Raw genomic sequence first — 19,927 nt, 5'->3', positions numbered from 1 at the left:
ATTAAAAAAGGCTTTCGTATTATGAAAGCCTTTTACTTAGTTATTGTGTATTAATGCCCATGCGCAATAATTATCAATTATTTTGAAGGGGTAAAACCTGGCGTTAGCTTTACTATCGATACGGTTTTCCTGCCGCAAAATAAATTGCCTAATTGAGCGCAATTAGTTTGAAATTAAAAATCTAGCTCATCAATTTCAATGCTGTCTGTAAAAAAGTCTAACTCCTGTAGTTCTTTACGTAACCGTTGTTTGTCTTTTATGGCCTCAATCTCGCGCCACTTTCTTTTTTTATTCTTTTGAGAGGTTTTTCTTGTTGTATCAGGACCTTCTAATATCTCTAATATATCGTTTAGGCTATCCATGACTATCTCCTATTGATTTTAGTGAACCTCGAGAATACCTATACCACAGGCCTAGCTAAAATAGAATAAAAAAGTGACGAATTTGTTACAAGTATGTGATGCATTGATGAAGTTTAATACTAACTAGCTTTATTGACCGCGCTATTTTTAGATAGAAAAAATAAATAAAAAATATTAAAAGTGAGCTATTTAGCTGTGTAGGCAATGGTACATGCTGTGGCAGGTTAGTATAAAGCAGTGCGGATTATATTAACGGCATAAAAAAACGCCGCAGGTGCGGCGTTTAATACATAATTAGCGCGTATTACATTGCTTTAAAACGTGCTTCTAGCTGCTCTTGTGCATCTGCGAATGAGCGGATACCTTCAGCTAGTTTTTCAGTGGCCATTGCATCTTGGTTATGTAACCAACGGAACTGCGACTCAGTAAGTGGAGCAGGCTTTGGCTCTTTAGGAATATCACTTTGTAGTAAGTATTCTTCTGCGCCTTCTAAATTGCCTAAGTCTTCTAGTAGGTTAGGGCTAATCGTTAGCTTGTCACAACCTGTAAGCGCAATAATTTCGCCAGTGTTACGGAAGCTTGCGCCCATAACAACGGTTTTGTAATCATGGCGTTTATAAAACTCAAAAATGCTACGTACAGATTGAACACCTGGATCTTGTAGCGGATCGGTTGGTTTTTCCATACCATTTGCTACGTGCCAATCTAAAATACGGCCAACAAATGGTGAGATTAAAAATACGTTTGCATCAGCACATGCACGCGCTTGAGCATCGCTAAATAATAAAGTCAGGTTACATTTAGTCCCTTCTTTTTCTAGCTGTTCGGCCGCTTTAATGCCTTCCCATGTAGACGCAACTTTAATTAAAATTTTGTCTTTGCTTACACCTTCTTTTTCATAAAGGCTAAGCAGGGTATGTGCTTTATCAATAGTTGCTTGGGTGTCGAATGATAAACGAGCATCTACTTCAGTAGAAATATAACCAGGTACAATTTCGCTAATTTCTTTACCAAGTAATACGGCAAAGTAGTCACATGCAAGTTCAAGCTGTTTAGCTGCATCTTGCTCTGTTTCTTTTGCATAGCTCCAAGCTTTATCTAAATAAGGCTTGTAAGCTTCAATCTCGCTCGCTTTTAATAAAAGCGACGGGTTTGTGGTTGCATCTTCTGGTTGATGCTTTTTGATCGCTTCAATATCGCCAGTGTCGGCTACGATAGATGAATGTTGTTTTAGCCTTTGTAGAGCGCTAGTCATTTGCCTTCCTCATTCCAAGCAAGTTAAAAGAAAATCTAAACTACCTTAATATAAGTATTCAATACTGCAACAGTGTGACAATGCTTGATAGGTCTTATGTCCTTATCAATAGAAAAACGACGATGCATGATTTATTAAGGTAGGATTTAGGCCATTGCGATTAATTTTCAATGGTATTTTATAAACAAAACGTGCTTTTCGTCTCATTTAATGTTGAAATTGACATTAAATAAATTACAAGTCAATAGCTAACTATGATCACTGTTATTTCACCAGCAAAAAATCTTGATTACGAAACGCCACCCGCAACAGATAAGTTCACTCAACCTGAATTACTAGAGCACAGCGAAGAGCTCATGAAAGTATGCCGTGAACTAACTCCAGCGCAAATTGGCAGCCTAATGAAAATTAGCGATAAGCTTGCAGGGCTTAACGCTGCGCGCTTTAGCGAATGGTCGCAACCATTTACACAAAGTAATGCTAAACAAGCGGTACTAGCCTTTAACGGCGATGTGTACGGTGGTTTAGATGCCGCAACACTCACTGCAGCTAACCTCGATTATGCGCAAAGCCATTTACGGATACTTTCAGGTTTATACGGCTTGCTAAAACCGCTTGATTTAATGCAAGCCTACCGCCTAGAAATGGGTACTAAGCTTGATAACCCTCGCGGGAAAAATTTGTATGAATTTTGGGGTAGCATTATTGCTAATAAATTAAACGAGGAATTAAAAGCGCAAGACGCACAATACCTCGTTAATCTTGCTTCAAACGAGTACTTTAAAGCAGTAGATAAGAAAGCACTCAATGCGCAAATTATTACCCCGCATTTTAAAGACTGCAAAAATGGTCAATATAAGGTAATTAGCTTTTACGCAAAAAAAGCGCGCGGCATGATGGCCCGTTACATTATAGAAAACCAGGTAACACAGCTTAGCCAATTAAAAGAGTTTACTGTGGCGGGTTATTACTTTAGCCCTGAAGCAACCACTAAAGATCTTGAGCCTGTATTTATGCGCGACGAGCAAAACTAAGCGTTTATACTCAGCAAACAATGAGTTAAAAAGCCATGCATTGCATGGCTTTTTTTATGCTGGCGCTAAACTTGCTAACTTCACCTACTATTAATGAGATAAAAAATAGATAGGTGTAAAAATATGATCAGCATACCTTCAGTAGCCGAAGCCGAAAAACTCATCGAAGAAAAACTCGGAGGGTGGTTTGATGTAGTAATAAGCCACATCCCAAACTTTATTGTGGCAGTGGTAATAGCCATTGTATTTTCAATAATAGCGCGCTTTGCCGGCCAGCTAATGAAAAACCTATTAAGGCGCTCACTCGACTCTAAGCAAATTGCTGATTTAATGGCGTCTATTTTTAAGGTTATTGTGTTATGTGTGGGCCTATTTATCGCTTTAGATTTTATGGGGTTAAAAGGCACAGTCACATCGTTACTAGCGGGTGCGGGTATTGTGGGTTTAGCCATTGGCTTTGCTTTTCAAGACATGACCGAGAACTTAATTGCCGGTATTGCTATGGGAATACGCAAGCCATTTAAAGCGGGTGATGTAATTGAAACCGACGACGTATTTGGCTCTGTACATTCTATAAACCTGCGTAACACGCTAATAGAGAGCTTTTACGGGCAGTTAATACTGGTACCTAACAAGGTATTATTTAGAAATGTGTTAAAAAATTACACCACGTTAGGCGTTAGGCGCATTGAGGTACCGGTGGGTATTTCATACGGCGACGACATTGAAAAAGCCAAAGAAGTTATCGTTGATAAAATTAACGAGTTTGACTTTGTAATACGTAAAGATGAAACCGCTGTGTACGCAGAAGGTTTTGGCGACAGTAGTATTAATTTACTGGTGTGGTTTTGGATAAAATACCCAGGCGAGCCAGACTTTATGACAGTACGCCATAAAGGCGTAGTCGCTGTTAAACAAGCGCTTGATGCTGCAGATATAAGTATTCCATTCCCAATACGTACGTTAGATTTTGGCATTAAAGGCGGTGAAAAGCTCGATGCCATGATAAGCGATAAAATAAACCAACAGTCACCCAAACAACAAGGCGGGAGTAATACGGGTTCAAATCAAAGCGAATGAGCGACTAATACAGGTTTAAACTAGCCCAGTAATAGTTACCCACTAGCAGCGCATTTTTACATAAAAAGTGCGCTGCTAGTAATTTCAAAGCGCTAAGTCGGGTTAAATTTAACTATACTTTTAATCAATTTATTTTAAGTTAATACTTATTTGCTTTTCGCTGCCATCGAGTTTTTTTGATTAGTAGTAAAAGCGTTTCACCACTGTTTTTTGTCATCGATTTTTTTGTAACCTCAGCAGGGCAATCTGGAATAGGGCAGCTATCTAGCTCTATTACCTTGTCGCCTACTTTTAATCCTGCCAGATCAGCAACAGAATCAGCAAAGACTTTTATAATATCTATTTCACTAATTTCTGGGCTAAAAAGCCGGATACAGACACATCTGCAGCAAAGCCAAATATAGCTTCCTCTGCATGGCCAATAAGAGGGTTTAGCAGTAGTAAATAAACCATTTCATGTATTAGCTTCCTTGTGTAAGTTATGGGGCATTTGCATGCATTAAGTCATATATTATCTGTTATTTATGGTGTGGTTAATTAGTGAGTAGTAATAGGTTGCCAACGGTATTAAAAATGCGCTGATTATATGAACTTTACAGCCTTGTTATAGCATTCATTTATCAAAGCTTTAGTAAGTCACTAATTTAAAAGAGTGGGAAAGGACGGCTCAGTGTTTGCTCTATTTTTTAATAGGGGAGCTAAAGCTAGAAGTTTAGATACTAAAGTGTGCTGTTAAGCATAAAAAAGCGCGGCTTGTGTTGGAGAAACAAGCCACGCAGAGGAATAAGTTATATAAACAAATATTGTAATGCTGTATCAGATAACACTAATTTTATTACGGATAATTTTAACGCCATCCATATTTTCTAAAAACTTTTGCGCAAGTGCACGCTGAAAACCTGTTTGCGCTTCACCGTATAGGTCAACTTCACCGTCTTCAACCTGCACGCGAATATCGCTTAATGCTAAGTTTGGGTTAGTACGTAACGTATTGGTGATTGTTTGTTGTAAGTTAGGTTGAGTAGCCACACTGCTTACTACGGCTAAGTTAGTTGCTGCACTTACTTTTGTAGCGCAAGCTAATAAAAATAAACAACAAAATGATACTAAAGCGATAGTTAACTTAAAGCGGTTCATAACTTCATCCTTACATTACGGTTAATCGTGCAGCTATTCTTAGCTGAGTTACTTTCTCAGTTACAATTTCGATGCCAGTTTTAATTTATTGAAATATAAGGTTATTTTATTAAGTGAGAATTCAGGTGGGCAATAATTACATTTTAATGGGAATGAGTTACATGCTTGGGTTACATTTGTAACGGGTACAAAAAAGCCGGCAACTGCCGGCTTGTTTATTTATGGTGTGCTATTTCTTTTTAATTTTAGCTTTGGCTTTTTTCTTAGCTTTCATTTTTACCGGATCTTTACGCTTTTTAGCGGGTGGCTTAGCTTCTTTATGCTGTGGCTCAAGCCCTTTAATTATACGGCGCTTAAGTTTTTGCTCTGTGTATCGCTCAACCTTATATAAAATGCCAATGTCGTGCGCTTCAATTAATGATATAGCGATCCCTTTTTTACCCGCACGGCCAGTACGGCCTATACGGTGTACATAGACATCGGCAGTACGTGGCATATCAAAGTTAATTACGTGGCTAATGTCAGAAACATCAATACCGCGAGCCGCAACATCGGTTGCTATTAATATGCGCGTTTTGCCACTGTGGAAATTTTCCATCGCTTTCATGCGCTTATCTTGCGGCATTTCGCCACGCAGCCACGCGGCTTTTACGCCATTGTTAGTTAGCTCACCAATTAGCGTCTCTAGGCGCTCACGGGTTTTTACAAACACAATGGCTTTACTTACATCTGGGCCGTTTAAGGTATTAACCAACAGCTCAAGCTTGTGGTGGTAGTCATCAGCAAGGTGAACCCATTGATGAATTTTTGCTTTTTCTTTGCGTGACGATTCGGCTTCAAGTAAAGCAGGGTCGTTTAAAATACGCTCAGCAAATAACTCAACGCTATCGCCTTCTAACGTCGCAGAGAATAAAAAGCACTGACGACGGTTTTTAGCTTCGTCACATATGCGCAGCATTTCTTTTCTAAAGCCCATGTCTAGCATGCGGTCGGCTTCATCAAGAATAAGCATTTCTACGTTCTCAGCATGGAAATTTTCGGTTTCAAGGTATTCCATTAAACGCCCTGGTGTGGCGATTAAAATATCGTTATTGTTTTCAAAAATTTCTTTGTGGGTGCCGTAGTTTATACCACCTGTTACTACACCAATTTTAAGGTGAGTGCCTTTAGCAAGCAGTTCACATTGCTCATGAATTTGATAAGCCAGTTCACGGGTTGGGGTCATTATTAACACACGTGCAAAACCTGGGTCGCGACGCGGAAAATCCATTAAGTATTGAATAGCCGGAATTAAAAATGCCGCCGTTTTACCTGTGCCAGTAGGTGCTGATGCTAAAATATCGCGACCTTGCAGCGCTTCAGGAATAGCTTGTTGTTGAATGCTGGTTGGTGTCTCGTAGCCCATTTTATCAATGGCGTTGAGTAGTTTAGTATCAAGATCAAATTCAGAAAATTGCATAGAGTGTCTAAAATAAGGGACAATTACCTGCAATTATACGCGCTATACGCCAGTTGGTGAATGAAAAGGTGAAAAAATGTTAGGGTTTACGTTTAAACAATTTAAGGTTGAGCACGATAGCTGTGCTATGAAGGTCTCAACCGACGGCATTTTACTTGGCGCATGGGCGTATTTAAAAGGTGCCAATACATTACTCGATATAGGCACAGGCACCGGTTTACTTGCGCTTATGTGCAAACAGCGTCAACCAGCACTTAGCATAACCGCTGTTGAAATTGATGAAGCTGCTTACAAGCAAGCACAGCAAAATATAGCCTCTAGCCCGTGGCCAAATATCACAGTAAAGCACACCACTATACAAGCGTTTAAACAGGCGGCGCCATTTGATGTCGTGATTTCTAACCCCCCTTATTTTAACCGCAGTTTAAAAGGGCTAAGCGATGCCCGTAACACCGCACGCCATACCGATGGTTTAAGTTTTGACGAACTAATACATGCCTATATGCGTTTAAGTCATGAGCATTCGTGCTTTAACGTAATTTTACCCACCACAGAGGCGGGCTTATTCGTTGAATTGGCAAAACAAAGCGGGCTTTATTTAAACGCGCATTGCCAAGTAAAAACCACACCAAGTAAAGCATTTAGCCGCAGTTTGATGCGCTTTAGCTTAATCAACACTTTGCCTGAGCTTACCTCCCTATGCATAAAAGATGAAAAAAACCGCTACTGCGATGATTATATTGCGTTATGTAAAGCGTTTTACTTGAAAATGTAATTTTTAAGGCAGGTAATTATCTAGTAATAAAGGATAGTTTACCCATTATGCATACGTATTCAGTTTTTATTTGAGCAACTCTCAAACTAGTGTTAACCACTTGTAAATAACGTCGAGTATGTTGTTTAACTCGCCCAACACTGGAAACACACACTATGAAACTCAGTAAAATGATCACCACTGCAGGTTTTAGCTTAGGTTTAACCTTACCAAGTTTAGTATCGGCTGCACCTACAACATTTGTGCATTTATTTGAATGGAATTGGCAAGATGTAGCCCGAGAATGTGAGCAGTTTTTAGGACCAAAAGGGTACGCTGCTGTACAGGTGTCTCCGCCTAACGAGCATATTACAGGTAGCCAATGGTGGACTCGCTATCAACCGGTGAGCTACCAACTACAAAGCCGAGGCGGTAACCGTTCGCAATTTATAGATATGGTTAATCGCTGTAACGCCGCAGGCGTCGATATATATGTTGATACATTAATAAACCATATGGCAGCCGGCAGTGGTACGGGCACTGCTGGTAACACTTTTGGTAATAAACAATACCCTATTTATAGCCCACAAGATTTTCACGAAAGTTGTTCTATTAACCCAGAAGATTACGGTAATAACCGTTATCGCGTGCAAAACTGTGAGCTAGTAGGGCTGGCCGATTTAAATACTTCTTCAAATTATGTGCAAAATACATTAGCGGCATATATTAATGACCTTCAAGCTATGGGTGTTAAAGGTTTTAGGTTTGATGCTGCTAAGCATGTTGCTGCAAGTGATATTCAAAGTTTAATGGCAAAAATAAATGGCTCGCCAGTGGTGTTTCATGAGGTGATAGATCAAGGTACTGAAGCGGTTGCAGCCTCAGAGTATTTAAGTACAGGGCTAGTTACCGAGTTTAAATACAGTACTCAGCTTGGTAATACCTTTAGAAATGGCTCGCTTGCATGGTTAAGTAATCTTGGTGAAGGCTGGGGCTTTATGCCAAGTTCATCAGCTGTGGTATTTGTAGATAACCACGACAATCAGCGCGGCCATGGTGGTGCAGGTAATGTAATTACCTTTGAAGATGGCCGTTTATACGACCTAGCCAACGTATTTATGTTGGCGTATCCGTATGGGTATCCAAAAGTAATGTCGAGTTATGATTTTCACGGCGATACAGATGCGGGTGGGCCAAGTGTACCGGTGCACAATAATGGTAATTTAGAATGTTTTGCAAGTAACTGGAAGTGCGAGCATCGCTGGTCTTATATTGCGGGTGGTGTCGATTTTAGAAATAACACAGCCGACAATTGGGTAGTAACAAATTGGTGGGATAACACCCATAACCAGATTGCATTTGGACGTGGTAGCTCTGGTCATATGGCAATTAATAAAGAAGACTCAACGCTTAATACAACAATTCAAACAGATATGGCGCCTGGACAGTACTGTAATGTGTTAAAAGGCGAGCTTTTGGGTAATGCTACTAGTTGTAGCGGTGAAGTAATAACAGTTAATAGCAACGGCACCATCAATTTAAATGTAGCGCCATGGGATGCAATAGCAATTCATAAAAATGCTAAATTAACTCAAGGAGCAGTGCCTAATAATAGCGACTGGCAAAGAACCGTTATTTTTATTAATGCTCAAACACAAAGCGGACAAGACATGTTTGTACGGGGTGGTATAGACCACACCTATGCAAATACAAACCTTGGTAGAAACTGCCAAACAACAAATGTTGAATGTGCTATGGCAATTCGCCATAACAATCTAAAAAACAACACCACAACGCCTTGGAAAGCAAACGATAACTACCTAGATTGGTATGGAATTGAACAAGGCCAAAGCAGTGAAGCGCAAGGCACTGCCATGGATTGGACTACAAATGTTTGGCCAAGTGAATATGGCGCCCAAAAATCGGTAACAGTAGATGGCTTTGGTGTTACACCCCTTAATATATGGGGTGAACACTATTGGATGCTGGATGTTGATATGGATTGCAGTAAAGCTGTTAACGGATGGTTTGAATTAAAAGCATTTATAAAAAATGGCGAAGAGTGGGAAGGCGATATAAGCCAAGCAAATACCCCCTATACAAGTACTAACCATATGGCACAGTGTGGCAAAATTAATATGTTTGAATTTAACAGCTCAAATGTAGAGGTACGTGACTTTTAAATACGTACTTTAAAACGCGTACGTTAAAAAACTATCAGCCAATTTAAAACCAAGTGGGTTAACGCGTACTTGGTTTTTTACTTTTATATGTACCTAAATAGCAGTTTAATGTCATGGTGCGTTTATAAATCAGCTGGTATTATCGTTTTATTCGCCATTTTTAATTTAGGCAACACAATGAAAAAGTTAAACAAACTTCCGTTACTAACAACACTCGCTGCGGCTTTATTTATAAGCCAAGGTGCGCTTGCAAACATGAGTCCTGTTGGGCTTTGGAAAACCATAGATGAAGACACCAACGAGGCTAAATCGTACGTACGCATTACTCAAAACGATAAGGTGCTCAGTGGTAAAGTTGAGACTATTTTAGACCCAGCTAAACAAACCGGTATTTGTAAAGAGTGTGATGGGGCATTAAAAAATCAGCCTATTTTAGGAATGACCATAATCACTGATGTAAAACCAGAAGATGATGGCGTGTGGGGCGATGGTGAAATACTTGACCCTACAAATGGTAAAACTTATACCGTGCAACTAACGCCACAAAACGACGGTAAAACATTAGAAGTACGTGGCTATATAGGCTTTTTTTACCGTAACCAATATTGGCAACGTGTGGAGTAGCACTACTCGTTTGCTGTTTTTAAAAACTCGCGTTTAAGCCACGCTCGTAATGCGCTTACCTGTGGGTGATTAAGCATGGCGTGGCTCGTTGCAAAATAAAACTGCTGATGCGGATTAACAATGCTTTGGCCAATTTGCGTGAGCATGCCGTGCTTTATATCGTCGCGTACAAACTGTTTGTGGGTGACCAAAACGCCAAGCTGGCGCATCGCGGCTTGCGTTGCTTGCACTGAAATATTAAAGGTTAAGTTATTATGCTGCTTAGGCTGCGCTAAATTATTAGCCTCGCACCACGTTTGCCAATCGTTTTGCCTACGTGGGTTGGTAACGTAGATTGCTTTAAAGCGTTGCAGCAAATTTTGCGCGGTTAACTCATCTTTATTTAAGCCAACTAAAAGCTGTGGGTTACAGACTAAAATTAACTGATCGTCGGCTAGTTTTTCACAGTGATATTTTTGCCACTTATCGGGCTGGCCATGAATAATCGCTGCATCAATCCCTTCACGCTCTAAATCAAATTCTCCCACCAAGTTAGAAATACGAATGTCACTGTTTGGCGAAATTCGCTGAAAATCAGCCACCCTAGGGATCCACCAGTGCAGTGCTAGTGAGTTAACCATATTGAGTGTTAAATAAGTTGGCTCATTCACTGTGTTACTTGCCTCTTGGCTGGCTGCTAAAATTTCAGCCATGGCCGGGGCTATGCGTTTGTAATAGCGCTCACCCACAGGGTTGAGCTCAACGCGGCGACCAATGCGATTAAAAAGCGGTGTATTAAGTTGTAACTCTAACGCTTTAATAGACTGACTTACCGCCGAGTGACTAATACTTAGCTGCTCAGCCGCGAGCACCATGCTGCCAGTTTCGGCAACAGCTATAAACGTATAGAGAGATTTTAACGGCGCTGATTTGATCATAGGTTATTTATTAACAGTTAAGTTTTACTTACAGGTTAGTTTAATATTATTCGCTTTTAAATTTATAAAGTACACGTAAAATTAGCGCCATAAAAGCCAATGCCAATTTTTTGAAAAATAATAAATAGATTAAAAAAATTAAGCCTTTAATTTTGCTTTTTACATTCATTTTTTATTCAAAGGATAACTGCGGTGACGTTAAATTCTCGTGCTAGTGTGTTTATGCTGCTCTCTACATTTACCTTGGCGTTAAATAGCTTTATAGCCAAGTTACTTACCAATTACTTTAGCACCAGCGAAGTGGTTTTTTTACGGGTGTTTTTACCCGCGATTATTATGCTGGCTTTGGCGGCAGGTATTAAATGGCAACTGCCTAATAAATCAGCATGGCGAACCTTTGCTATTCGCGCAATTTTTATAGTGCTGTGCCAAAACTGCTTTTTAGTGGCGCTAAATACTTTAACGCTGGTGGAAGCGGTTATTTTATTTAGCACTGGGCCGTTATTTATACCGCTAATAGAACGGGTGCTTTTTAAAACTAAATTAAATTGGTTATTGCTACCTACAATGGCGCTGATGTTTGCGGGTGTGATTATTCAAAATATTCATAGCGACGGCATACAATGGCGCTGGAGCTTATTAATTGGTTTAGGGGCTGGTATTTTTAATGCCTGCTCGCAAATCACCTTGTTTCGAGCCAGTAAAATTAAGCTTCCGATGATGGTTATTAACGGTTGGAGTTTTACACTGGCTGCCATTTTTATGGTGCCAGTATTAATGTTTACCAGCGAAGGTGAGCGCTTTTACCAAGGTTTTGCAATCGATATAAGCAATTACAGTTTATTACTGATGGTGGCGTTAATTGGGTTTTCGACTGCTGCAACGCAATTTTTTAGAGGAAAGGCGTACCGATTAGCCAGTTCTAACTCGCAGCTAGCGCCGCTTATTTATTCTAACTTATTATTTGCGTTGTTATTTCAGCTAATTTTTTACGATACAACATTAAGTTTATCGCAAGTAATAGGCTCAGCGCTTATTGTACTGGCATGTATTATTAATACCTTTGCGTCTAATTGGCTATTGCAAAGGCAAGCAAAAATACGTGAAAAAAAGTGTGCTAAAAAACTTAGTTATTTGTAATGTATTGGCCTAAACATGGTTTAGGCCAAACTCGTTATAGCGTTTCGCTATACTCTGTCATTATTTGTTCAACCCAGCTGGCTATGCGCTCATCGCTTAGCTCGTATTGGCTGTCTTCATCAAGCGCTAGGCCAACAAAGTGTTTGCCATCGGGGGTAAGTGCTTTTGACGCTTCAAACTCGTAGTTTTCATCGTTTGGCCAAAAACCAAGTTGCGTAAACGACTGGGTATTTATTTCATCGTGAAGCATACCAAGGGCGTCTTGAAACCATTGTCCGTAACCTTGTTGGTCGCCCATGCCAAATAAAGCAATGGTTTTACCATTTAGGTTTACATCTTTAATGTCGTCCCACTTAGACTCCCAGTCTTCTTGTATTTCTCCAAAATCCCATGTTGAAATACCAAAGATGATAAAGTCGTACTGCTCTGCATTTTTAAGTGGTTCGTCTTTAATATTGTGTAAGGTCACTACATCGGCGCCAATAAGGTCGCGAATTTTTTCTGCTGCCATCTCTGTGTAGCATGTAGTAGAGCCAAAAAATAAACCAATCTGCATCGTATTTATCACTGTGTAATTGCCTGTTATGATAGGGCGCAGTTTACCGTAAGGTATTTTTAATTGATACCTTCTACCGTGGGTATTACCAACATGAGATCACAACGTGACAACGCTACCTGACGATTTACCTGAACCAAATACCGAGCTAAACAGCAACAGCGACTTTTTAGAAACCTTTTTAGATAGCTTGTACTTAGAGCAAGGTGTAAGCGAAAACACCCTTAGCGCGTATCGCAGTGACCTAGATAAGTTTTGTCAGTTTTTAAAAGGCGAAAGCTTAATGACGGTAACCAGCTTAGATATAGAAAGCTACCTAGCGTATCGCGTAGATTTAGGGTTAAAACCACGTAGCACGGCACGCAGCATAAGTGCGTTAAAGCGGTTTTATCAGTATTTTGTACGTGAAAAACGTATCGCAAGCTCACCGCTTGAAAACATTGCGCAACCAAAAGCGGGTCAATCGTTACCTAAAACGCTCTCAGAAGCCGAAGTAGAGGCATTATTAAGTGCACCCAATATTGAAGAACCAATGGGGCTGCGCGATAAAGCCATGCTAGAGCTACTTTATGCAACTGGTTTACGTGTAACCGAGCTTGTAGGGCTGCGTATGGAGCAAATTAACTTGCGCCAGTCGGTTGTGTTTGTAAAAGGTAAAGGCAACAAAGAGCGCTTAGTACCCTTAGGCGAAGAAGCCATGTACTGGCTTGAGCAGTTTTTAAAAGGGGGGCGTGCACAAATGATAAAACACGCCACCGATTTTGTGTTTCCCTCAAAACGCGGTGTAGGTATGACCCGACAAACCTTTTGGCATCGTATTAAACACTATGCTATTTTGGCGTCTATTGAGTCAGATTTATCGCCGCATACGTTGCGTCATGCCTTTGCAACACATTTACTTAATCATGGTGCCGACTTAAGAGTGGTGCAGATGATGTTAGGGCACAGCGACTTATCGACTACACAAATTTATACCCATGTTGCCAATGAGCGATTAAAATCGGTACACTCAGAGCATCATCCGCGCGCGTAATATGAAATTTAATATCAGCTTAGCGGTCAATTTAGTACGTATTATTAGATAGAGAAAATTATGAAAAAATTAATGTTAGCAGGTGCAATGTTGTGCACAAGTATTAGTGCATTTGCAAATGGCGTAGCCACAACGCCAGATGCTAATGATCCTATTGTTACTAAATTTGCCACGTTAGGTGTAACAGTTAAGCAAATAAACCCAAGCCCTGTTGCCGGTTTAAAAGAGCTTATTACAAATAAAGGTGTACTTTACGCCAGCCCAGACGGCCAGTTTTTAATGCAAGGCACGCTAATTGATTTAAACAACCGCAGCAACTTAACCGAGCAAGCGCTAAATGGTGTCCGTGTTGAAGGTATTAAAGAATACCAAGATTCAATGATTGTTTATAAAGCGCCTAACGAAAAACACCAAATTACGGTATTTACCGATATTAGCTGTGGCTATTGTCGTAAATTACACCGCGAACTAGACGACTTGCTTGATGCAGGCATTACTGTTCGTTATTTAGCGTTTCCGCGTGGTGGACTGCAAGGTTCGGGCTACGCCGATTTAATGAATGTATGGTGTGCACGCGACCAACAAGAAGCACTAACAGAAGCTAAATCAGGCGAAGACACAACAGTTGTTGCCGGTTGTAGCGCACCAGTAGCTGAGCATTACCAGCTAGGCCAAAGCTTTGGTATTAGCGGCACGCCAGCCATTATTTTAGAAGACGGTACAATGATCCCAGGCTACCAGCCAGCCGCGGCATTAAGTGCAGCGCTTGAGGCGAACAAAGCAGGTTAATTAAAAATCTGAATACCTGTTTAATACCAATCCGCGATAATACTTTATCATTTTGCGGGGCTAAACGTGTTTTACTGGCGTTAAAAAATGCTTATTTACGACTGCATGGATGCAGAAGGTAGAGCAATGCAGGAGCAATTGCCGAGAACAACTAAATAGCGAATTTATTGCCTAACTATCAACACGTTTTTTCAGCCTCAAAATAGATCACTTAATTAAGCGAATTGGTTTAAAAAGGCCTTTATGGCCTTTTTTTGTCTTTTTATTATGAACACCATAAGTTAAAAACCAGCATGAAAAAACTGATCATTGCGCGCGAAAATGTAGACGATTCTTACCTGCCAAGCGATCTGCACCCTGTTATTAAGCAAATTTATGCCACGCGTAACGTGCAAAATGCACACGAGCTAAATAATAGTGCAGCCACGCTAATCGACTTTAAACTGTTTAAAGACATCGACAAAGCCACCGAGCTATTAATTGATGCGCTGAATGCGCAAAGCCGCATTTTAATTGTTGGCGACTTCGATGCCGATGGCGCAACCAGTACAGCTACCTTAATGCAAGGCTTGGCAATGTTTGGCTTTAATAACTTAGACTACCTTGTACCGGACAGGTTTAGCTTAGGCTATGGTTTAAGCCCAGCGCTTGCTGAGCAAATTGTTGATATAAAACCAGAGCTGGTTATTACGGTAGATAACGGTATTTCATGTATTGCAGGTATAGATATATTAAAAAAAGTGGGCATTAAAGTACTGGTTACTGATCACCACTTGCAAGGGGAACAGCTCCCTAATGCCGATGCAATTGTTAACCCAAACCGACATGATTGCCGTTTTCCTTCAAAATCAATTGCGGGTGTCGGCGTTGCCTTTTACTTGCTTATAGCCCTTAGAAGCACGTTACGAGAGCAAGGTTATTTTGAACGCCATGCTATGCCAAATTTAGCCGACTTGCTTGATATAGTTGCCCTTGGCACCGTGGCCGATGTAGTTGCGCTTGATGCAAATAACCGCACTTTAGTACACCAAGGGTTGGCGCGTATTCGCAGCGGTAAAACACGCCCAGGTATTACTGCGCTTATTGAAGTGGCGAATCGTAATGCAGCGCGTTTAAGCGCCAGTGACTTTGGTTTTTCGTTGGCCCCGCGTTTAAACGCCGCAGGGCGACTAGATGACATGAGTTTGGGCATAGCGTGCTTATTGAGTACCGATATAAACCAAGCAAGGCGGATTGCCAGCGAGTTAGATAGCTTAAACCATGCACGGCGCGAAATAGAGCAGGGCATGCAAGCCGAGGCGCAAGCAGTGCTTGATAGGCTTGCGTTTAGTGACGACACCATTCCCGATGCCATTTGTTTATACCAAGAAGATTGGCACCAAGGTGTTATTGGTATTTTGGCGGGTCGCTTAAAAGAAAAATACCACCGCCCAACCGTTATTTTTGCCGGTGGCGAAAACGGTGAAATAAAAGGCTCGTGCCGCTCTATTGAAGGGCTACACATGCGCGATTTACTCGAAGGGCTAAATACAGCCGACCCGCACTTAATTAATAAATTTGGCGGCCATGCCATGGCGGCAGGGTTAAGTATTGATGAGCAAAGTTTTAATGACTTTAAAAACGCGTTTGATGCAGCTGTAAGCGCGCAGTTAAGCGAAGAAAGTAAACGCTGCATTGTATTTACCGATGGCGAGCTGCCAAACGAGTGCTTTACAATGGACTTTGCTCAGCTATTAAAGCAATCAGGCCCATGGGGGCAGCAATTTCCTGAGCCGGTATTTGAGCACACCTTTGAAGTTATTCAGCAGCGTATAGTAGGCGAAAAACACTTAAAGCTGGTGCTTAAACATCAATCTGGGCGCTTAGTTGACGCCATTGCATTTGGAATAGATGTAAAAGCATGGCCCGACACCGAGGCCCGTTATGTCAAAGTGGCGTATCAGCTCGACATAAACGAATTTAGAGGCAAGTTTAGCCTGCAATTAATTGTTCGCGAGCTTGAAAAAGTGCATTAAAAAATATGCACAATGCATGCATAAAAGGCTAATAAAGCGCGCGGTTTTTTGTTAAAATCGGGCGTTTTTATCATTTGACGATAATTTATTGCGTTTAGTGCTAATTTTAGCGCGCAATAATCTAGCCATTTTGGAGTAATGTACATGTTTGAAGTGAATCCTGTGATTAATCAAATCAAGGAAATTCGCGAACGTACTGAACTGCTTCGGGGGTACCTTTGACTACGCTCACAAACAAGAGCGCCTAGAAGAAGTAAACGCCGAACTTGAAGATTCAGCCGTATGGAATGAACCTGAGCGCGCACAAGCACTTGGTCGTGAAAAATCAGCCTTAGAAGCGGTTGTTGAAACAATCGACAACTTAGTAGCAGGTGCTGACGACGTAGAAGGTTTATTAGAGCTTGCAGTAGAAGCAGAAGACGAAGACACGTTTGTTGAAGCGCAAACTGAACTTGAAGGCTTAAATAAACAGCTTGAGGGTTTAGAGTTTCGCCGTATGTTTTCGGGCTCTCACGATGCAAACGATGCTTACCTTGATTTACAGTCTGGGTCTGGCGGTACTGAAGCACAAGACTGGTGTAACATGTTATTACGCATGTATTTACGCTGGGGCGAAGCGAAAGGCTTTAAAGTTGAGCTAGTAGAAGCAACCGATGGCGATGTGGCCGGTATTAAAGGTGCAACAGTGCGCTTTGTAGGCGAATACGCATATGGTTGGCTGCGCACAGAAACAGGCGTACACCGTTTAGTACGTAAAAGCCCATTTGATTCAAGTGGTCGTCGTCATACCTCGTTTGCCTCTGCGTTTGTTTACCCAGAAGTAGATGACAATATTGAAATTGATATTAATCCGGCTGACTTACGTATAGACGTTTACCGTGCATCTGGCGCGGGTGGTCAGCACGTTAATACCACCGAATCGGCAGTACGTATTACTCACGTACCTACCAACACGGTTGTTCAGTGTCAAAACGAGCGTTCACAACACAAAAATAAAGCCCAAGCAATGAAGCAGTTAAAAGCAAAATTATTTGAGCTTGAACTTCAGCAGCAAAATGCTGAAAAGCAATCGCAAGAAGACGCAAAGTCGGATATTGGCTGGGGAAGTCAAATTCGTTCTTACGTACTTGATGATGCACGTATTAAAGATTTACGAACTGGCGTTGAAAACCGTAATACGCAATCGGTACTTGACGGCAACCTAGACAAATTTATTGAAGCCAGCCTAAAATCTGGCCTATAACCACCAAGCTAAAAAAGAGCTAAAAAATGACTGATCAAATCCAAGACGAAAATAAGTTAATCGCTGAGCGTCGCGGCAAATTAGACGCTATTCGCGAAAATTGCCCAGCCAACGGTCATCCTAATCAGTTCCGTCGTGAACATTACACGGCTGATTTACAGGCTGAGTTTGGTGATAAGAGTAAAGAAGAATTAGTAGAGCTTAAGCACGTTGTATCAATTGCTGGCCGTATTTTAGCTAAGCGTGGTCCTTTTATGGCCATTCAAGACATGAAAGGCCGTGTACAAGCTTACGCATCTAAAGATGTGCAAAAAGACTTAAAAGCAAAATATGGCCAACTAGATATTGGCGATATTATTGGTGTTAAAGGTGCGCTTAATAAATCAGGTAAAGGCGATTTATACGTAGAAATGACCGAGTACGAACTACTTACTAAGTCACTACGCCCATTACCAGAGAAGTTTCATGGTTTATCAGATCAAGAAACCAAGTACCGTCAACGTTATGTTGATTTAATTACTAACGAAGCAACGCGCGAAACATTCCGCATTCGCTCACAAGTAGTTGAAGGTATTCGTCGCTTTTTAGCAGAGCGCGACTTTATGGAAGTAGAAACGCCAATGCTACAGGTTATTCCTGGCGGTGCGTCTGCGCGTCCATTTGTGACTCACCATAACGCACTTGATATAGACATGTACTTACGTATAGCGCCTGAGCTTTACCTTAAGCGTTTAGTAGTAGGTGGTTTTGACCGCGTATTTGAAATTAACCGTAACTTCCGTAACGAAGGGTTATCAACGCGCCACAACCCAGAATTCACTATGATTGAATTTTACCAAGCCTACGCTGATTACATCGACCTGATGAATATTACCGAAGACATGCTACGTACAGTTGCAACAAACGTTTTAGGTAGCCCAATTGTTGTTAATACAACTAAAGATGAAAACGGCGAAGTTATCGACTCAGTAGAGTACGACTTTGGCCAACCGTTTGAGCGCCTAAGCATGGCTGATGCTATCTTAAAATATAACCCTGAGTTTGATGCTGCGGTATTTAATGACCCAGAAAACCACTTTGAAGAATTAAAAGCGTACGCTAAACAAGTGCACGTTAAAATTCCTGAAAATTGTGTATGGGGCCCAGGTAAGTTTTTATGTGAAATATTTGAAGAGACGGCTGAGCATATGCTTATCCAACCTACATTTATTACAGGCTACCCGTGGGAAGTATCGCCACTTGCGCGCCGTAACGACGAAAACCCATTTGTTACCGACCGCTTTGAGTTTTTTGTTGGCGGACGTGAGCTTGCAAATGGCTTCTCGGAGCTTAACGATGCACAAGATCAAGCAGAGCGCTTTACTCGCCAAGTTGAAGAAAAAGACGCCGGCGATGATGAAGCAATGCATTACGATGAAGACTACATACGCGCACTAGAGTACGGCTTACCGCCTACTGCCGGTGAAGGTATTGGTATTGACCGCTTAGTAATGTTATTTACTGATTCACCAACCATTAAAGATGTTATTTTGTTCCCGCATATGCGCCCACAAGCTGACTAAGCTTAAACAAAATAAATGTGATAAACGCCGCTAAATTTTAGCGGCGTTTTTGTGTGAGTACAAAAATAAGCGCCAATGCAGGAAAAGTTGGAGAGTAAATTGCTTTATAAAAACAGACGAAAGAGAGGATAAGATTGTTCGCTTTTTAATTAATTAGTACTAAACTAAATTTTAAAGCTAGTTATTAGTACTTATTAATAGTTAATTCAGATTGGGTTATTTAATGTAGCCTTGTTTTAAATGACCTTAATAACAGTGCTATAACGTAATTTTATGACTGTTTTTTAAACATTATGTTGTATTTATGTAAAAAACTTAGCTAAAATACGCCAAAATTTTGAGCTGGGTTAAAATAGCACTCTAAATATGAATTCTCAAATGGACTTAGAATATAATATGAAAGACAACCGAGTTGAAGAATCGCCAGAAACTGACACCACAGAGCAAAAGCGACAAGCTTATTACCGAGCCTGTATTGCTGAGTTTCAGCAATTAGGTTACCAAGAGCAATATTTAGCGCAGCTCAAAGATGATTTAGTGCCTTTAATGGGCGTTAATCCACAAGACAAAAATATTTAAATCGTTTACTTTTCAAACCAATTATACAATTAAAGCTGACTTATGTGCGTTCTGTAACCAGATAGTCATTTTTGGCATAAAAGTGTTTGACATATTTTCTGAAATCTTTATTATACGCCCCACAAGACGGAGAGGTGTCCGAGTGGCCGAAGGAGCTCCCCTGCTAAGGGAGTATAGAGTTTGTAGCTCTATCGAGGGTTCGAAT

The 19,927-nt window shown here is 40.8% G+C and carries 18 protein-coding genes; 12 read left to right on the top strand and 6 right to left on the bottom strand.

What is annotated here, in order from left to right:
- Positions 1 to 173 precede the first annotated feature (173 nt).
- Positions 174 to 362: a DUF3545 family protein gene (locus MTF68_RS16315; RefSeq protein ID WP_004587992.1), complete on the bottom strand. Its 189-nt coding sequence runs from the start codon at positions 360 to 362 to the stop codon at positions 174 to 176.
- Between the two features lie 304 nt (positions 363 to 666).
- On the bottom strand, positions 667 to 1,617 hold the full coding sequence (gene tal, locus MTF68_RS16310; RefSeq protein WP_004587993.1) for a transaldolase: 951 nt from the start codon (positions 1,615 to 1,617) through the stop codon (positions 667 to 669).
- Between the two features lie 254 nt (positions 1,618 to 1,871).
- Here tal and yaaA point away from each other — a divergent pair, with 254 nt between their 5' ends.
- Together yaaA and MTF68_RS16300 are read left to right on the top strand one after the other, a co-directional pair.
- Entirely contained in the window at positions 1,872 to 2,651 is a 780-nt protein-coding gene (gene yaaA / locus MTF68_RS16305) for a peroxide stress protein YaaA (RefSeq protein WP_004587994.1), read from the top strand.
- Positions 2,652 to 2,774: 123 nt separating this feature from the next.
- The gene (locus tag MTF68_RS16300) at positions 2,775 to 3,731 is read left to right on the top strand and encodes a mechanosensitive ion channel family protein (protein ID WP_029774207.1); all 957 of its coding nucleotides are present in this window, start codon (positions 2,775 to 2,777) and stop codon (positions 3,729 to 3,731) included.
- An 816-nt stretch (positions 3,732 to 4,547) separates the two neighbouring features.
- On the opposite strand, the gene MTF68_RS16295 is transcribed toward MTF68_RS16300, so the two are convergent.
- Both MTF68_RS16295 and srmB read right to left on the bottom strand, forming a co-directional pair.
- On the bottom strand, positions 4,548 to 4,868 hold the full coding sequence (locus tag MTF68_RS16295; RefSeq protein WP_004587996.1) for a BON domain-containing protein: 321 nt from the start codon (positions 4,866 to 4,868) through the stop codon (positions 4,548 to 4,550).
- Positions 4,869 to 5,097: 229 nt separating this feature from the next.
- The gene (srmB, locus tag MTF68_RS16290; protein WP_248463083.1) at positions 5,098 to 6,327 is read right to left on the bottom strand and encodes an ATP-dependent RNA helicase SrmB; all 1,230 of its coding nucleotides are present in this window, start codon (positions 6,325 to 6,327) and stop codon (positions 5,098 to 5,100) included.
- A gap of 76 nt (positions 6,328 to 6,403) precedes the next feature.
- Between srmB and MTF68_RS16285 the strand changes: the two genes are divergently transcribed.
- The 3 genes from MTF68_RS16285 to MTF68_RS16275 all read left to right on the top strand — a co-directional run bounded on the left by MTF68_RS16285 (position 6,404) and on the right by MTF68_RS16275 (position 9,888).
- Positions 6,404 to 7,102 carry a methyltransferase gene (locus tag MTF68_RS16285; RefSeq protein WP_248463082.1) on the top strand — a complete coding sequence of 233 codons (699 nt, stop codon included), beginning with the start codon at positions 6,404 to 6,406 and terminating at the stop codon, positions 7,100 to 7,102.
- Positions 7,103 to 7,257: 155 nt separating this feature from the next.
- The gene (locus MTF68_RS16280; RefSeq protein ID WP_248463080.1) at positions 7,258 to 9,264 is read left to right on the top strand and encodes an alpha-amylase family protein; all 2,007 of its coding nucleotides are present in this window, start codon (positions 7,258 to 7,260) and stop codon (positions 9,262 to 9,264) included.
- Between the two features lie 177 nt (positions 9,265 to 9,441).
- Positions 9,442 to 9,888, top strand: coding sequence for a DUF2147 domain-containing protein (locus MTF68_RS16275; RefSeq protein WP_024031578.1), 447 nt, complete (start codon positions 9,442 to 9,444; stop codon positions 9,886 to 9,888).
- A 2-nt stretch (positions 9,889 to 9,890) separates the two neighbouring features.
- Here the strand turns inward: MTF68_RS16275 and MTF68_RS16270 are convergent, their stop codons facing one another.
- Complete coding sequence (locus MTF68_RS16270; protein ID WP_248463078.1) at positions 9,891 to 10,805, bottom strand: LysR substrate-binding domain-containing protein; 915 nt, start codon at positions 10,803 to 10,805, stop codon at positions 9,891 to 9,893.
- A 192-nt stretch (positions 10,806 to 10,997) separates the two neighbouring features.
- Between MTF68_RS16270 and MTF68_RS16265 the strand changes: the two genes are divergently transcribed.
- Positions 10,998 to 11,945, top strand: coding sequence for a DMT family transporter (locus MTF68_RS16265; protein WP_248463077.1), 948 nt, complete (start codon positions 10,998 to 11,000; stop codon positions 11,943 to 11,945).
- Positions 11,946 to 11,979: 34 nt separating this feature from the next.
- On the opposite strand, the gene fldB is transcribed toward MTF68_RS16265, so the two are convergent.
- The gene (fldB, locus tag MTF68_RS16260; RefSeq protein ID WP_004588002.1) at positions 11,980 to 12,501 is read right to left on the bottom strand and encodes a flavodoxin FldB; all 522 of its coding nucleotides are present in this window, start codon (positions 12,499 to 12,501) and stop codon (positions 11,980 to 11,982) included.
- Between the two features lie 106 nt (positions 12,502 to 12,607).
- On the opposite strand from fldB, the gene xerD reads away from it, so the two are divergent.
- From xerD to MTF68_RS16230, 6 genes are all read left to right on the top strand, one after another.
- Entirely contained in the window at positions 12,608 to 13,534 is a 927-nt protein-coding gene (gene xerD, locus MTF68_RS16255; protein WP_055254835.1) for a site-specific tyrosine recombinase XerD, read from the top strand.
- Positions 13,535 to 13,594: 60 nt separating this feature from the next.
- A complete protein-coding gene (dsbC, locus tag MTF68_RS16250; protein ID WP_054983743.1) occupies positions 13,595 to 14,323 on the top strand; it encodes a bifunctional protein-disulfide isomerase/oxidoreductase DsbC in 729 nt (242 codons plus the stop codon).
- 293 nt (positions 14,324 to 14,616) lie between these two features.
- Positions 14,617 to 16,338: a single-stranded-DNA-specific exonuclease RecJ gene (recJ, locus tag MTF68_RS16245; protein ID WP_248463076.1), complete on the top strand. Its 1,722-nt coding sequence runs from the start codon at positions 14,617 to 14,619 to the stop codon at positions 16,336 to 16,338.
- Positions 16,339 to 16,482: 144 nt separating this feature from the next.
- A protein-coding gene (gene prfB / locus MTF68_RS16240; RefSeq protein WP_096041210.1) for a peptide chain release factor 2 occupies positions 16,483 to 17,581 on the top strand; the annotation gives its coding sequence in 2 pieces (ribosomal slippage) (positions 16,483 to 16,557 and positions 16,559 to 17,581; 1,098 coding nt in all).
- Positions 17,582 to 17,607: 26 nt separating this feature from the next.
- Positions 17,608 to 19,143, top strand: coding sequence for a lysine--tRNA ligase (lysS, locus tag MTF68_RS16235; protein WP_004588007.1), 1,536 nt, complete (start codon positions 17,608 to 17,610; stop codon positions 19,141 to 19,143).
- 396 nt (positions 19,144 to 19,539) lie between these two features.
- Complete coding sequence (locus MTF68_RS16230; RefSeq protein WP_024031585.1) at positions 19,540 to 19,722, top strand: hypothetical protein; 183 nt, start codon at positions 19,540 to 19,542, stop codon at positions 19,720 to 19,722.
- Positions 19,723 to 19,927 lie beyond the last annotated feature (205 nt).

The organism is Pseudoalteromonas sp. 2CM37A, assembly GCF_023161885.1.
Lineage (GTDB): Bacteria > Pseudomonadota > Gammaproteobacteria > Enterobacterales > Alteromonadaceae > Pseudoalteromonas > Pseudoalteromonas atlantica.
Note: the sequence above shows the minus strand (reverse complement) of the source record. Positions and strands in the feature narration are given on the sequence as shown.